This window comes from Desulfoluna sp. HI9BLuna, assembly GCF_056829775.1.
In genome coordinates, this window is the sequence record NZ_CP186555.1 from 4,838,849 (window position 1) to 4,853,229 (window position 14,381).

Annotated in this window: 14 protein-coding genes; 10 read left to right on the top strand and 4 right to left on the bottom strand. The window is 60.1% G+C overall.

What is annotated here, in order from left to right; genetic code table 11:
* The first annotated feature begins 18 nt into the window (after positions 1–18).
* The 4 genes from ACOYW0_RS19730 (at position 19) to ACOYW0_RS19745 (ending at position 4,673) form a co-directional block, all read left to right on the top strand.
* Positions 19–408 carry a hypothetical protein gene (locus ACOYW0_RS19730; protein WP_180143703.1) on the top strand — a complete coding sequence of 130 codons (390 nt, stop codon included), beginning with the start codon at positions 19–21 and terminating at the stop codon, positions 406–408.
* Positions 405–1,211, top strand: coding sequence for a bifunctional hydroxymethylpyrimidine kinase/phosphomethylpyrimidine kinase (gene thiD / locus ACOYW0_RS19735; protein WP_482415494.1), 807 nt, complete (start codon positions 405–407; stop codon positions 1,209–1,211). The genes ACOYW0_RS19730 and thiD overlap by 4 nt, the downstream gene beginning before the upstream one ends.
* A 224-nt stretch (positions 1,212–1,435) precedes the next feature.
* Positions 1,436–2,830, top strand: coding sequence for a 23S rRNA (uracil(1939)-C(5))-methyltransferase RlmD (gene rlmD, locus ACOYW0_RS19740; protein WP_482415495.1), 1,395 nt, complete (start codon positions 1,436–1,438; stop codon positions 2,828–2,830).
* A gap of 508 nt (positions 2,831–3,338) precedes the next feature.
* Entirely contained in the window at positions 3,339–4,673 is a 1,335-nt protein-coding gene (locus ACOYW0_RS19745) for a KamA family radical SAM protein (RefSeq protein WP_482415496.1), read from the top strand.
* Positions 4,674–4,775: 102 nt separating this feature from the next.
* Here ACOYW0_RS19745 and ACOYW0_RS19750 read toward each other — a convergent pair whose 3' ends face one another.
* Positions 4,776–5,201, bottom strand: coding sequence for a hypothetical protein (locus ACOYW0_RS19750; protein WP_482415497.1), 426 nt, complete (start codon positions 5,199–5,201; stop codon positions 4,776–4,778).
* A 343-nt stretch (positions 5,202–5,544) separates the two neighbouring features.
* Positions 5,545–7,266 (bottom strand): single-stranded-DNA-specific exonuclease RecJ, encoded by a 1,722-nt coding sequence (gene recJ / locus ACOYW0_RS19755; RefSeq protein WP_482415498.1) that lies wholly within the window; start codon positions 7,264–7,266, stop codon positions 5,545–5,547.
* 323 nt (positions 7,267–7,589) lie between these two features.
* On the opposite strand from recJ, the gene ACOYW0_RS19760 reads away from it, so the two are divergent.
* From ACOYW0_RS19760 to ACOYW0_RS19780, 5 genes are all read left to right on the top strand, one after another.
* Positions 7,590–7,826 carry a DUF4911 domain-containing protein gene (locus ACOYW0_RS19760; protein WP_482415499.1) on the top strand — a complete coding sequence of 79 codons (237 nt, stop codon included), beginning with the start codon at positions 7,590–7,592 and terminating at the stop codon, positions 7,824–7,826.
* A gap of 64 nt (positions 7,827–7,890) precedes the next feature.
* A complete protein-coding gene (gene miaB / locus ACOYW0_RS19765) occupies positions 7,891–9,228 on the top strand; it encodes a tRNA (N6-isopentenyl adenosine(37)-C2)-methylthiotransferase MiaB (RefSeq protein ID WP_482415500.1) in 1,338 nt (445 codons plus the stop codon).
* 137 nt (positions 9,229–9,365) lie between these two features.
* Positions 9,366–9,863, top strand: coding sequence for a bifunctional nuclease family protein (locus ACOYW0_RS19770; protein WP_180143688.1), 498 nt, complete (start codon positions 9,366–9,368; stop codon positions 9,861–9,863).
* Positions 9,864–9,998: 135 nt separating this feature from the next.
* Positions 9,999–10,643, top strand: a complete 645-nt coding sequence (locus ACOYW0_RS19775) for a histidinol phosphate phosphatase domain-containing protein (protein WP_482415501.1) — start codon at positions 9,999–10,001, stop codon at positions 10,641–10,643.
* A gap of 215 nt (positions 10,644–10,858) precedes the next feature.
* Positions 10,859–11,251 (top strand): response regulator, encoded by a 393-nt coding sequence (locus ACOYW0_RS19780; RefSeq protein ID WP_482415502.1) that lies wholly within the window; start codon positions 10,859–10,861, stop codon positions 11,249–11,251.
* A 201-nt stretch (positions 11,252–11,452) separates the two neighbouring features.
* On the opposite strand, the gene ACOYW0_RS19785 is transcribed toward ACOYW0_RS19780, so the two are convergent.
* Both ACOYW0_RS19785 and ACOYW0_RS19790 read right to left on the bottom strand, forming a co-directional pair.
* Positions 11,453–12,859, bottom strand: a complete 1,407-nt coding sequence (locus ACOYW0_RS19785; RefSeq protein ID WP_482415503.1) for an ABC transporter substrate-binding protein — start codon at positions 12,857–12,859, stop codon at positions 11,453–11,455.
* Between the two features lie 118 nt (positions 12,860–12,977).
* Positions 12,978–13,751: an ABC transporter substrate-binding protein gene (locus ACOYW0_RS19790; protein ID WP_482415504.1), complete on the bottom strand. Its 774-nt coding sequence runs from the start codon at positions 13,749–13,751 to the stop codon at positions 12,978–12,980.
* A 253-nt stretch (positions 13,752–14,004) separates the two neighbouring features.
* On the opposite strand from ACOYW0_RS19790, the gene ACOYW0_RS19795 reads away from it, so the two are divergent.
* The gene (locus ACOYW0_RS19795; RefSeq protein ID WP_482415505.1) at positions 14,005–14,322 is read left to right on the top strand and encodes a hypothetical protein; all 318 of its coding nucleotides are present in this window, start codon (positions 14,005–14,007) and stop codon (positions 14,320–14,322) included.
* The last annotated feature ends 59 nt before the right edge of the window (positions 14,323–14,381 follow it).

The following is a 14,381-nucleotide window of genomic DNA, read 5'->3' on the forward strand; positions in this document are numbered from 1 at the left end:
GCAGACAGGACGTGCGCAATGGTCTTTATCTCGACAATGCTGGCCCTGCTCGTGGCGTCTCATTTCGGACGGCAGGGGTTGATTTACGGGTTTATCCTCGGGATCTCCATGGAAGTGGTGAACCTGGTGGTCTCCGCCCGGGTGGTGCGCAAGGCCGAAGAGAACACGCGGACCCGCTACATGGGCCTCCTGGAAAAAAAGAAAGACCGGGAGAAACTCCTGGAGGGGAAGTGTGAATCCCTGACCCGTGAGATCGACACCCTGGACCGCCAGGTCAAAGAGCTTGAAGAGAAGACCAACGGCTACATGCACCAGGTGACGGAAAACGAAAAGGTCATCGACAAGCTTCGCCGGGAAAACGAAAAGCAGGCCAGGCTCATCGACGCCGCCGGGAACCGGTTGCCATGACGCCGCTCAGGGTGCTTACCATTGCAGGCTCCGACAGCTGTGCCGGGGCGGGCCTCCAGGCCGACCTCAAAACGTTGTCGGCCCTGGGCTGCTATGCCATGACCGCCGTCACCGCGGTGACGGCCCAGAATACCCAGGGGGTGAGCCGGGTGATGCCGGTTCCCCCGGACATGGTCCGGGCCCAGGTGGAGGCGGTCCTCTCCGATGTGGGGGTGGACGCCGTTAAAATCGGGATGCTGGGCACTCCGGGGAACGCCGAGGTGGTCGGGGAGATCCTTGAGACGATCAAGGGTGTGCCGGTGGTTCTGGATCCCGTTATGGCTGCCCAGAGCGGCCACGGGCTCAATGCCCGGGAGACCCCCCGGGCCCTGGTGACCCATGTCATGCCCCGTGTGACGGTGATGACCCCCAACATTCCCGAGGCCGAGCGGCTCACCGGCCTTGAAGGCGGCTCTTCAGGCGGTATGGAAGGGGCGGCCCGAAGGCTGGTGGACATGGGGTGTGCCAATGTGCTTCTTAAAGGGGGGCACTTTGGCGGGGACGTGTGCCCGGACCTTCTTTTGGAAGGGGCAACCGGGGCGGTGACCCGATTTGAAGGACCCCGCATTGAAACCCGAAACGATCACGGCACCGGCTGCACCCTGGCCTCGGCCCTGGCCGGGTACCTTGCCCGGGGCCTCTCCCTTCCCGAAGCTGCGAGACAGGCCAAAGCCTATATTACCGGTGCGTTGAAGGGCGCCGTATCCCGGCAGCTCGGGTCAGGGCACGGGCCGTTGTACCACTTCTTTTCCGGGGCCCGGTGAGGTGTCCTTTCTGGGGAGCTGTTCGGTTCCCCGTTGCTTCGATGTTCCCATCACGATCCCTTTCGGATCGAAAAAACTTGCCAACATTTGATGACATCGGATAGTATATCCAGCTTCGCACTCGGTACGAAAGGGTGACGTGTGCCCGAAATTTGCTGGGGGCTCGTCTGAGTATCGGAATTTTCAGGGCTTTTGTGAAAGCCAAACAAGGGTAGTGTTGCATTATGGCGGTAAAAAAAGGTGAAGTGGTCGACATAGCGGTCACCGATATGGCTTTCGGTGGGCGTGGTCTTGCCAGGGTGGACGGCATGGCTCTTTTTATCGACGGCGCCGTGGCCGGAGACAGGGTTCGGGCGCGGGTCTTCAAAAAGAAGAAGAGTTTTGCCGAAGCGCGGACGCTGGAGCTTCTGGAGCCGTCGGAAAACCGGGTGGAACCCCGGTGTGAATACGCTTCCTGGTGCGGCGGCTGCAAATGGCAGTTCCTGGACTACGAGACGCAGCTTGCCTACAAGCGCGACCACGTGGTGGAGTCTTTGGGGCATATCGGCAATATCCACGACGTGACGGTGCACCCCACCCTGCCGTCCAAGCACCTGTTCGGGTACCGCAACAAGATGGAGTTCTCCTGCTCGGACAGCCGCTGGCTGCTGCCGCACGAGCTCAACGACCCCGACATTGAAAAGGGGCTGGGCATCGGACTCCATGTCCCCGGTACCTTCAGCAAGGTCATCGACATCAAGCAGTGCCATATCCAGCCGGAGACGGGAAATCGTCTGCTGGAGAAGGTGCGGCAGTACATCAAGGCTTCGGACCTGCCTGTCTACGGCCTGAGAAGCCACGAGGGGTTCTGGCGGTTTGTCATGCTGAGGCACTCCTACCACGAAGACCGCTGGATGGTGAACATCGTCACGGCCGAAGACCGCCCCGATGTGGTGCAGCCCCTGGCCGACGAGCTTGTGGCGGCATTTCCCGAGGTGGCCTCCGTGGTCAACAACATCACCAGCCGAAAGGCCGGGGTGGCCGTCGGGGAGACCGAAAAGTGTCTGGCAGGCCAGCCTTTCATCACCGACCGGTTGGGCGAGTACACGTTCAATATTTCGGCCAACTCCTTTTTCCAGACCAACACCCCCGGGGCAGAGGCCCTGTATGCCACGGTGGAAAAATTTGCAGGCCTTACGGGCACCGAGCGGGTCATCGACCTCTACAGCGGCACAGGGACCATTCCCATCTGGCTCTCCAGGGGTGCCGCCGAGATCACAGGCCTTGAGATCGTGCCCAGCGCCATTGAGGACGCCAACGAGAACTGCCGCCGAAACGGGGTGGAGAACTGTCGGTTTGTGCTGGGTGATATCCGTGAAGCCCTTCCCGGGGTGGATGTGGAGCCGGATGTGATGATCATCGACCCGCCCCGTGCCGGTATGCACAAAGAGGTGGTCCAGCGCGTCGCTGAGTTGAGCCCGGAGCGTATCGTCTATGTCTCCTGCAATCCGGCCACCTTGGCCCGGGACCTTGAGATGCTCAAGGCACAGTACGAGATCTGCGAGGTACAGCCCGTGGATATGTTTCCCCACACCTTTCATATCGAAGCGGTGGCCCGCCTGGAAAAACGACGGAGCTAACCGGGAAAACGGGAGCGTGCCCACCTTCACGTTTCAGGGCCCTTTTTGACGGGCAGGCGTTCACGGCGCCTGCCCCGATCGCAGGGGTTACCCGTTTTTCCCAGCAATAAGATCAGGACATTGAGAGTTGGGCGTCATCTGGTCGCCCGTAACGACCCGGCTGAGGTGTATGCCTCAATTTTTGCCGTGAAGCCGCCGTTTGAAGCTGTGCCCGATTCCGGAAAAGGATGGATGGGCTATTTGTTTTCGGGGCAGTTGGGTCGGTGATTCGCGACGCCGGAAATCGCGTCGCAAAAGGCTTTCCGCCGATAGCGAGGCGATGGGTCGGAGGAATTGACAAATTCCTTAAAATTTATTATATTATGGCGTTTACGAGAAAAAATAAAATGAATTGCGGGGTGACGGGAGGTAGTCATTAAGCGACTATGTTTGATTTCCGTTAACACACAGAAAAAGGAGGATAAACTTCCGAACTTCCGCAGGAATAGAGTAGGCATAAGGAGGTCTATTGAGCAAACTTACTATCAAACCCAAAAGCTATAAAGCGTTTACGACCCGCAATATTGATACAATTCCACAGTTTGAAGCGCTTCCCTCCGAGATTCACGACGCCGTTCAGGTCGTTTCGCGCGTGATGCCCTTTCGGGCAAACAACTATGTGATTGACGAGCTCATCGATTGGAGCAACCCGGAAGCGGATCCTATCTTTAAGCTGGTCTTTCCCCAGAAGGGGATGATGGCCGTTGACGATTACGACGCCCTTGCCGCGAAATGCGCAGCCGGTGAGCCCGAAGCGGCCCTGCGGGCAGCGGCCAGGAGCATTCAGCTGAAGATGAACCCCCATCCCGCGGGTCAGATGGAACTCAACGTGCCCAAGTGTGATCTCGGCCAGTCCATCAACGGCATCCAGCACAAATACAAGGAGACCGTCCTCTTTTTCCCCACCCAGGGGCAGGTGTGCCATGCGTATTGCACCTACTGCTTTCGATGGGCCCAGTTTGTGGGGGTGGATGATCTCAAGTTCGCCTGCGGCGATCCCCAGGCACTGGTGGACTATCTCAACGCCCACCCCGAGGTTACCAACGTCCTGTTCACCGGCGGCGATCCCCTCATCATGACCAGCAAGATCCTGCGTCGCTATGTGGAGCCCCTTCTTACGCAACGTCCCGGCAACGTTCGGTCCATTCGGTTCGGTACCAAGGTCCTTGCCTACTGGCCTTACCGATTCCTGACGGACAAGGACGCCGATGACGTCATGGCGCTCTTTGATGACATCATTGCCGCCGGCTTCCACCTTGCCATCATGAGCCATTTCAGCCATTCCAGAGAGCTGGAGACCGATGCTGTTCAGGCCGCGATTTCACGCATCCTTTCCACCGGTGCCAACATCCGCTGCCAGGCCCCGCTGATTCGTCATATCAACGACGACCCCGAAGTGTGGCGTGCCATGTGGGAAAAGCAGGTTTCTCTGGGGGCGATTCCCTACTACATGTTCGTGGAGAGGGACACAGGGCCCAAGGAGTACTTCAGCGTGCCCCTGGCCGAGGCGTACCAGATCTTCACAGAAGCCTACAGCAAGGTGTCGGGCCTGGCCCGTACCGTGAGGGGCCCCTCCATGAGCGCGACCCCCGGGAAGGTGCTTGTGGATGGCATCGCCGAGGTAGGGGGGCAGAAGCTCCTTGCCTTGAAGTTCATCCAGGCGCGGGACCCCGAGTGGGTCAACAAGCTCTTCTTTGCCGAGTACGATGAAAAGGCCGTGTGGCTCGACGGGCTCAAGCCTGCCTTCGGTGAGCAGCGGTTCTTCTTCGAAAAAGCAGGGTTGGGTTCACTGCGCATCGCTTAAGGGCGATGCCCTGAATAAAACAAAAAGCCGATCCCCATCGCCTGAAGGCGATGGGGATCGGCTTTTTTTTGTGCAAAAATCGGGGGCCCGTATTTCCGGTAATTAAATATTGGGCATGAATTTTTGGACCTGGGCGTTGATGCAGTGATAGATTTCGTCGTCGGAGCCGTAGATGTCGATGACATCCTTGTGGTCGATGAGGGTCTCCAAGACAAAGGCCGTGACCACCAGGCTGATGACATTGGGGTTCTGCACGAGCTCACGGAATGGAGCGATCTGGTAGTCGATCTCGAAATCATCGAGCTTGACCAGCTTTTCGAGCTTCTTTTCGATCTGTTCCTGCAGGGAGTTCTTGCTTGTGGTTTCCACAAGGCTGTTTTCCACAAGCTTCTGGGAAATGGCATTGCTCATGGGTTCAAGGTTGTCGCGGGCAGTTTCGATGGAAATGCGCCGCTCTTTCTCCTTGGACGACTCTATGCGCGAAAGGAGCATGGACTCCTTGTTGTTTGTTCGGAATACTTTTCCCATTCACCCTCCTGTCTATGGTTGATGGATCCGATGGGGTAGCGATGGCGCAGGCGAAGGCACGCTGACCGGGGGCGCGGAGCCATCATGAATTTACTGTGTTGCAGATGCTCTCGGGCGCATGGCCCCTTGCAAGGGCCGGGCAAAACTGGGATGCGCGGTACGCGCAGCCACCCGTTTCGGCATCCGGGCGGGCTTGGTCCACGGGGCCGGAAACGTAGCGGCTCCTGGTGGATTCGGCACAAGGATCATAGCTTTCATCCCTGAAGAAATCAAGGGAATTGTCAGGCCGTTCGGCGGGGTTGCCGAAGGGACCCAAGGCCCGAAAACAGAGGCTTTCCAGACGTCAGGACTCCATGTCGTGGATCTGCATCTGCGGGCTCTTGCCGCCGTTCCACCGGTTCCAGCGCAGGGAGTAGAGGCAGCGCGCAATGCGTTTTTCCGGTGGCCCCCCGGGGTGGTTGAAGCGGATGGCCATGCATTTGGCCAGGTGGGGGTTGCCCTCGGCGGCCAGGACGTACCTTCGGTGGCATCGCCCCACCTCCATGGAGGAGAGGACCCGGATATCCTCGGCGATGAACAGGGGCTCCCTGTTGCCTTCGCCGAAGGGTGCCAGAGATTCCAGCTCGTCGATGAGGGCTGGGCTGATTTCGGAGAGGGGCAGCCGGGCGTCGGCGGGAATGGCGGTGACGTAGTCCTCCGGGGTGGTGGCTGCCCCCAGGTGGGATTCGAGCTCTCGGTGAAAGTCCCGGATGCGATCCGCTTTGAGCTGGAGACCCGCAGCCTGCCGGTGCCCCCCGAAACGCTCCAGGGTGTCGGCGGTGGCGGAAAGGGCCTGATAGAGGTCCACCCCGGGGATGCTGCGGCCGGAGCCTTTGCCGATGCCCCGCTCGTCCACGGAGATGACAAAGGCTGGTTTGCCGTACTCCCGGACCACGCGGGAGGCCACGATACCAAGGACCCCGGGGTGCCAGCCGTTGTTGGCCAGGACCAGGGCCTTTCGGTCCAGCAGGGCCGGGCTCTCTTCAATATACGCGACGATTTCGTCGAAGATGCGGGCCTCGGTCTCCTGACGATGGCTGTTGAGGCGGCAGAGCTCTTTGGCGATGGGCGCGGCCTGGGCCTTGCTGGGGGCCAGCATCAGATCCAGGCCGGTCTGGGCATGGTCCATGCGGCCTGCGGCGTTGATTCGCGGGGCCAGGCGAAAGGCGATGTCTTCGGAGTCCACGGTCTCTTTGTTGGCTTTGGCGGCGGTGAGGAGGGAGGCGATGCCGGGCCGTGCGCTCCGGTTGATCATCTCCAGGCCGGCTCGGGTGAGGATGCGGTTCTCTGCGGTGAGGGGGACGATGTCGGCCACGGTGCCCAGGGCCACGATATCGCAGAGGGCCTTGAGGTTGGGCTCTTCCCCATTTTTCCAGTGGCCTGCAGCGCGAAGGGCGGTGCGAAGGGCCGCGGCAAGGTAAAAGGCAACCCCCACCCCGGCCAGATTTTCCATGCCGGATTCACAGGCGGGTTGCTTGGGGTTGATGACGGCCAGGGCGTCGGGGAGGGCCTCGCCGGTGGTGTGGTGGTCGGTGATGATGACGTCGATGCCGAGGCCCTTGGCCGTATTTACCGCCTCAAAGGAGGTGGAGCCGCAGTCCACGGTGACGATGACCCGGGCACCGGCAGGGACCGCGTGGTCGGTGACCTGTGACGGGTGGAATCCGTATCCGTCGTCCACCCTGTGGGGAAGATGCCAGGCCACGCGGGCTCCGGCGCTTCTCAGGAAGAGGACCAGAAGGGCCGTGGAGGTGATGCCGTCGGCATCGTAGTCGCCGCAGATGAAGATCACCTCTCCGTCGGTGACGGCACGGACCAGGCGCGTCACGGCCGTGTTCATACCGTGCAGCCGCTGGGGCGGGCGGAGCCCCGAAAGGGACGGGGCAAGAAAGGCCCGGGCGGCTTCGGGTGTGTCGTGGCCCCTTGCCAGGAGGAGGCTTGCCGTCACGGGGGAGACCCCGAGGGCTTCTCCCAGGTTTTTGGCCCGGGAGGCGTCAATATCGGTGGTGGTCCAGTCTGTGTGCATACATTCGTGTCTCTGGTGAATCGGACATGTCCGGATGGGGTGAAACGGCGGCTCGGCACAGGCCGGGCGAGCGTTACGCCAATCGCATCGAGGTGGCTGCATGGGCGGTCTCCCCGAAAGGAGGGCGGGCTTTTTCCGTCGGTTGGGGAGACCATACACCATCCGCCGGGAGGGTTCAAAGGGTTTCGAAAAGGGGCGGCGCGTACAAAGGGGTGGTACCGGGGAAACCGATGTGGTAAAGGATAACGTTTTCCAATGGTTTGGTTTTTCGGCCCGCGGGCCGAAGGCCGACAAGAGCCCGTCATGAAAGGTAAGGAGCGCAAGTGGGGTGCATTGAAAGATATTTCAGGCTCAGGCGAGGGGATATCGTCTTTGTGAAGTACACCTTTGAGGCCCTGGACAACCTGGTGGTGGTCACCACTGTCAACAGGGATCGGGATATCATCGTGCTCCGCATTGCGCCGGGGTGCGAGGATGAGGTGGAGAAGGTCCTTGAGAGTTTTGAGGGCACGGTTTGCCTGGAAGAGATTGAGGCCCCGGATAACCAAGAGCGCCTTTGAGCCTGCAATGCGAAGTGATCAGGGCCCCCGCATGGGGTGTCCCTCGAGAGGTAAAGAAACCAGAATGAATGTAAAGTCCGTATACATATACACCATCGGATGCCAGATGAACGTCTACGACTCGGAGATGTTCAAGAAAGTGCTGAGACCCCTGGGGTACATCCCCACCGACGAGGTGGAGGATGCCGATCTGGTCATCGTCAACACCTGCACCGTCCGGAAGAAAGCCGAAGAAAAGGCCTTCAGCTTTCTGGGTCGGATGCGTGCATTGAAAAAGAAGAACCCGGAGCTCATCGTGGCCATCGGGGGGTGTGTGGCCCAGCAGGAAGGGGCCGCCATTCTCCGGCGCATGCCTTACGTGGACCTTGTCTTCGGCACGCGGGCCTACGCCCGCCTTGCGGCCATGGTGAAGGCCTTTGAATACGACCGGATTCCCGTTGTGGATGTGGAGATGACCATGGGCGTGGCCGACGAGATCCCGACCCCGGCCATGGACGCCGAGGTGGAGGTCTCCAGGTTCGTCACCATCATGCGGGGGTGCGACAACTTCTGCTCTTACTGCATCGTGCCTTACGTGCGCGGGCGGGAAGAGAGCCGGGACCCCGATGCCATCGTGCAGGAAGTCATGGAGCTTGTGGCCCGGGGCGCACGGGAGATCACCCTGCTGGGTCAGAACGTGAACTCTTACGGCAAGAAAGAGGACCTCTGCGACTTTCCCGAGCTGCTCCGCCGCGTAAGCGACGTGGAGGGCCTGGAGCGCATCCGGTTTGCCACCTCCCACCCCAAGGACCTTTCCCCTGGACTGGTGGAGGCCTACCGGGACCTGCCCAAGCTCTGCAACCACATTCACCTTCCCGTGCAGTCCGGCTCCAACGCCGTGCTCAAGAAGATGAACCGCAAATACACCCGGGAAGATTACATGCAGCGCATCGAGCGCTTGAAAGAGGTGCGGCCGGACATCGCCCTGACCTCGGACATGATCGTTGGCTTCCCCGGAGAGACCGAGGAGGATTTCGCCGAGACCCTGGACCTGGTAAGGGCCGTGGGCTTTTCCGGAATCTTTGCCTTCAAGTATTCGGACCGGCCCAATGCCCCGGCCGTGGGCTACGAGGGCAAGGTCTCCGAAGAGGACAAGAGCCGTCGCCTGGCAGCCCTTCTGGACCTTGAAAAAGAGCTCTCGGAAAAGCGCAACCTCTCTTATGCGGGCACCACCGTGGACGTTCTCGTGGAGGGGCGCAAAGAGGGGAAGGGGGGCCTGCAGTGGACAGGACGCTCCTCCTGCAACCGGGTGGTGAACTTTACCGCAGCCCAGGAGGGTTCCGATGCAAACCTTGTGGGAAAGGTGGTTCCGGTTTATATTGAAGAAGGATTGCCGCACTCATTAAGGGGGGTGCTGGTCTAAGCGTTTTACGTGCGGTTAACGGTTCATGGCATCTGACCCGGCCATGAGTGATGTTGTCGGGTCCAACCCCCGCCGCCCGGTTTCGGGCGGCACCGAAGCGAAGCGATGTTTGTTGCTTCGCCCAAGGGAGGTGAACCATGACACACGAAATGACCATTGCCTCCATCTCCATGGACAAGATCACCAGGACCCCTGTCCTGGTGCTCAAGTCCGAGAAAGATGGACGGCTTCTACCCATCTGGATCGGCCTTCTCGAGGCCTCATCCATTGTCTTCGGTCTCCAGGAGACCCCCACCCAGCGCCCGCTTACCCACGACCTCTTCTGCCAGTTCCTCAGTCACACCGATACATCCGTGGAACGGGTGGTGGTGTCCGATCTTGTGGAGAATACCTACCACGCACGCATCATCTTTACAGCCGGTGGGCAGCATTTTGAGCTGGACTCACGCCCCAGCGACGCCATTGCCATGGCCGTGCGGTTCCGCGCCCCCATTTTCGTGGAAGACCATGTGCTGGAAGAGGCGCGCAAGGAGTCGGAGTCTGTAGAGGTGGCCGACGAGACCAGTGAGGGGAAACGCTGGGCCGAATACCTGGAGGGGTTGTCCCCGGAGGACTTCGGTAAATACAAGGTGTAGGGCTGCCCGGTGGCGGTTCCGGGGCATTTTTTCCATGAAATGCCCCACCTGACGTGGTATGGGTAATGTTCCTGTTCCCCCGCTTTTGTCACAAGGCGGGCAACCTGAGTACCCGTGAGAAGGAGCCCTGCGACCATGATCGATCTTCACTCCCATACCTTTTTCAGCGACGGCGTTCTCGTGCCTTCGGAGCTTGCCCGCCGGGCCGAAGCCAAGGGGCTTACCGCCCTGGGGATCACCGACCACGGTGACCTGTCCAATATCGACCACATCGTTCCCCGCATCGTTGCCGTGGCCGACAGGCTCAATGAGGTGATGGCTATTGAAGTGGTCCCCGGTATCGAACTGACCCATGTGCCCCCGGCCCATATCGCCGAAGCAGCGGCCCTGGCCCGTAAGCTGGGGGCCCGCATCGTGGTTGTCCACGGGGAGACCGTGGTGGAGCCCGTGGCCCCGGGGACCAACCGCGCCGCCATCGAAGCCAAGGTGGATGTCCTGGCCCACCCGGGCCTCATCACCGACGAGGAGGCGGCCCTGGCCGCAGCCAACGGGGTGCTTTTGGAGATCACGGCCCGCGGCGGCCACAGCCTCACCAACGGCCATGTGGCCCAAAAGGCTCTTAAGGCCGGTGCCTCCATGGTCATCGACACGGACAGTCACTCCCCGGGGGATCTCATTGACGAGGCCTTTGCCCGCATCGTCATCGCAGGGGCGGGGCTCCCCGAGTCGGCCTTCGAGCAGATGCAGACCAACGCCCGTGCCTTTCTGACACGGGGCTAAAGGTTTCATGCCTGGGCCCGCCACCGTGCGGGCCGACCCGGGCCGAGGGGTATTGCTGAGATGCCCGGTTGCCGTGGGGGATGCGTATATTTCTTTTGCTTTTCGCACGTATTTGTGTGATACTTGTAAACATGTCGAAAACATTGATTTTTTAAGTGGTATTCAGTTTATAACATAAACGGTTGTTCTACGTTGTTACTAGCAACGGGGTGAGCATGGTATCACTTCTCGTGATTGATGATGATGAGGCCCTCCTGAACCTGTATCGGTTGATGCTCAAGCGTCAAGGGTACCGGGTCCACACGGCGGCCAGCGGAGAGACCGGCATCCGCATGTTTGAAAACGGCGACTACGCCCTGGTGATCACAGACCTGATCATGGGGGGGATGAGCGGAAACGGGGTGGCCGAGTACATCCGCCGGTCGGACAAGGGGGTGATCCCCATCATCGGTGTGTCGGGGACTCCCTGGCAGGTCGATGCCCGGCATTTTGACGCCGTGATGGAGAAGCCCGTCTCCATGAAGGATCTGGTCACAAGTGTCCGGCTCCTGGTGGGGCCCGCCTTTGAAGAGGGAGGGGCAAGCCCCGGTCGCGCCCTCCGGGGGTGACGATTTCGTTTGCACCTGACGGGTTTTGTTCTCCGGGCTGTTTGATGGGGGGGGCAGGGCCTTGCTGTGTGTCTGGATGGCAAAAAAAGAACGGGGCCTGGTCCGCGGTGTGCATCCGCGGGGCAAGCCCCGTTCCTTGAGGGTGGATCGATGATTCAGCCCCGCAACCTTAACGGTGCGGGGCTTTTTTTATGTTCGGGATCAGGCGGCGCCGGAGGCGGCGTCTCCCCGGCCCGTTGCCTTGTCGGCAAAACGCAGGTCCACGAACTTGTTGAGATCGATGAGCTTGCCGATCCCCATGTCGTGGTACATGTAGTTCTGGATTTTATCGAGGTCTTCGATGGAGGGGTAGAGGTCGTCCATGGTAATGCCGTTTTTCTGGCCGAGGACCTGAAGGAGGACGGGCAGGGAGAGGCCCAGTTTGCCTTCGGGGTCCAGGAAGGCGAGGGCGATCTCTGCGGCGCCTTTTTTGTTTTCCGAGACGTAGCGTCCGGCTTTGACCAGAAGGTCTGTGAGTTCCTGGACGGCATCGGGGGCCGTATCGATGAGCTCCTGCCTGAGGGCCACCACGCAGCAGGGGTGGTCGGGCCACATGCCGCCGGAGACAAACTCCATGGAACCTAAGCCGGAGGAGGCAGCCCGGGTACAGATGGGTTCGGCCACGATGAAGCCCCCGACAGACTCGTCCTCTTTCATGATGGGGGGCATTTTTACCGGCGGAACCACCTCAAAACGAACGTTGATGGCCTTCTGGCCGGGAACTCCGGGCTTCAGGCCCAGGCCGGTGAGGTACTTGTGGGCCAGCATGTTGTGAATGGACATCTTGTGGGGGATGTTCACCACCTTGTATTTATAGAAGTCCGCCTTGTCGCTGTAGGGGCCCTCTTCGTATCGTGAGCTTCGGACAAACCCGCTGCCGTTTTTGTGGGCAAAGAGTACCAGCTTGATGGGCACGTTGTAGGCATACAGGTCCATGGCGATGGGGGCCAGTACCATGGCGCCGGAGACTTCGCCGGTTTCGAGCTTTTCCTGAACGGGGTTCCATCCGGGGAGGCGGTCGGTCTCAAGGATGAATCGCTCGGGGTTGACCTCGCCCGTGTCGATCCAGTGCTTGAGGATACCTAAGGCCAGGTGGTCGGTGATCTGGATGTGGCCCAGGCGGATCACCACCTTCCCGTCTCGGATCTCGGGGGTGTGCTTTTCTGCGGATGAGGCCTCTTCTGCGGGGGCAAAGGCCTTTTCAATGGCGTTTTTGAGTTCCACTTCATCAAAGGGCTTGGGCACGTGGCCGTTGCTCCCGGCCTCGCGGGCGACCTCCTGCTGGGTCTTGTCCCCCTGGGCCGTTGCCATGATAAAGGGAATCGCTTTCAGCGCCTCACGCTTGCGGACCTCTGTGAGCAACTCAAGCCCGTCCATGGTGGGCATGTTCCAGTCGCTGATGATGAGATCAAAGGGCCCTTCGTTTTCGAGTTTTTCCAGGGCATCCACTCCGTTTACAGCCAGAGAGATTTTGGTGAAACCCGCTTTTTCGAGATACTGCCGGAACATCACACGCATGGTTCCGGAGTCATCCACTGCCAATATGTTCATATCCATATCGATAGACATTTATGTCTCCTTTTCCAACCAAACCAGGTCAACTTTTCTATACCATCGTCACTTTTTATGGAATATTTAAGCCTTTTTTGGGGCGGCAGCCCAAAAAAAGCCCCGGGAAAAATTTCTCTCAAAGAAGGGAGGCGATCATGGGAGAGAGTTGTTCACTGTCCAGGTAACGTCCTGTGGTCAGGAAGTCCGCCCGGCAGGGGGGGATGAGCCTCGGGGTATCCGGGATGTCCGGGTGGGGCCGGGTGTTGATAAGGGCCCCTGCCAGCCGTTCCAGAAGCTGAGCCCTGGAGGCGCCTTCGGTGTTTCTTACCACAAGGACCGCGCCGGTGTATTCGGGCCAGAGGTCCCGGCACTGCATGAGCTCGCTGGTGCTGCCTTCCTCAAGCATGGCCGACAGGGAGGGCTCCTCCAGGACGGCGGCACCGATGGCGCCGCTGGGGTTGATGCGCAGGGCGTCCGGGATCATCTCCGGGGCCATCTGTTCCGCCTGGATCCCATCGGGTCCGGCATCGGGGCCCAGGGCAAGGCCGCACTCCCGAAAGAGGCGATGGGCCAGGAGGTACTCCATGGAGCCGATGCAGGAGAAGAGCATGCGGGTACCGGCAAGGTCCCGGATGTCCTGAAGGGGCGTTGCGCCGGGCGTCACAAGGGCGCTTCCCGTGTTCTGAACCGCAGCCAGGACGCAGATTCCCTCCTGCCAGCGTGCCAGTACATGGGCAAAGGGGAGGGGAAGCAGGCCGCCGTCGAGCCATCCTTTGAGGATACCCCTGGCGATGCGCCGGGTACTGCCGGATTTGATGGGGCGAAGATGCTTGGAGAGAAAGGGATCCGAGAGGATCATCTGATGCAGGGTCCCATGGGAGGAGAGGTTGAGGTATCCAATGTGAAGCACTGCTCTTTCTCCCGGTTGCCTGAAAATTGCAATTGCGTTGTGTGACGGGCCTTTCACTGGAAAGGGGTTAACAGAGTTGACCTCATTTTTCAAGTGTGGTTTTCTGGTGGAGCCCTCAAGGAAGATGGCCGGGCTCCGATACATGGAAGGAAGACTCCTCACGTGTGAGGGGCCGGTCGCTCGGGCTGTGGTGCAGCCGCCACGGGTAAGAAAACGGCTTCCATGGGGGAGGTCGGTGAGCCAAGGAGGGAAGATGGGCGCGGCAGCAGATCCTGCTGAAATAAAAATAGGCGAAGAGGCCATGATTGAAAGGGTCCGGGAAGGGCTGGACGGAGATGCCCTCCAGGGGCTCCTGGCCCATGGCCTGTCCCTTCGGTCCTTTGACGTGGAGGATGTGGCCATTGCCGCCCATAACGGGCAGCTTGTGTTCCAGGTGGACCTTTCTGTCTGGGTGGAAAGCTCCGTCACCGTGGAACTGGGCCTGCCACATCTCTGCCAGGACAAAGAGGAGCTCGCCCTTCGCTGCCGCCGTTTCTGGCGGGAACTCAAGGAGAGCTGCCTTGACGACTGACCTCTCCGGGCCGAAACCGGTTGTCTCCTCCCTGCATCCTGTGATAGGACATCCCGCGT

Excerpts from the sequence above, each read along its gene's own strand:
- ACOYW0_RS19730 (WP_180143703.1), top strand. The coding sequence starts at position 19 with ATGGTCTTTATCTCGACAATGCTGGCCCTGCTCGTGGCGTCTCATTTC.
- thiD (WP_482415494.1), top strand. The coding sequence starts at position 405 with ATGACGCCGCTCAGGGTGCTTACCATTGCAGGCTCCGACAGCTGTGCC.
- rlmD (WP_482415495.1), top strand. The coding sequence starts at position 1,436 with ATGGCGGTAAAAAAAGGTGAAGTGGTCGACATAGCGGTCACCGATATG.
- ACOYW0_RS19750 (WP_482415497.1), bottom strand. The coding sequence starts at position 5,201 with ATGGGAAAAGTATTCCGAACAAACAACAAGGAGTCCATGCTCCTTTCG.
- recJ (WP_482415498.1), bottom strand. The coding sequence starts at position 7,266 with ATGCACACAGACTGGACCACCACCGATATTGACGCCTCCCGGGCCAAA.
- miaB (WP_482415500.1), top strand. The coding sequence starts at position 7,891 with ATGAATGTAAAGTCCGTATACATATACACCATCGGATGCCAGATGAAC.
- ACOYW0_RS19770 (WP_180143688.1), top strand. The coding sequence starts at position 9,366 with ATGACACACGAAATGACCATTGCCTCCATCTCCATGGACAAGATCACC.
- ACOYW0_RS19775 (WP_482415501.1), top strand. The coding sequence starts at position 9,999 with ATGATCGATCTTCACTCCCATACCTTTTTCAGCGACGGCGTTCTCGTG.
- ACOYW0_RS19780 (WP_482415502.1), top strand. The coding sequence starts at position 10,859 with ATGGTATCACTTCTCGTGATTGATGATGATGAGGCCCTCCTGAACCTG.
- ACOYW0_RS19785 (WP_482415503.1), bottom strand. The coding sequence starts at position 12,859 with ATGTCTATCGATATGGATATGAACATATTGGCAGTGGATGACTCCGGA.
- ACOYW0_RS19795 (WP_482415505.1), top strand. The coding sequence starts at position 14,005 with ATGGGCGCGGCAGCAGATCCTGCTGAAATAAAAATAGGCGAAGAGGCC.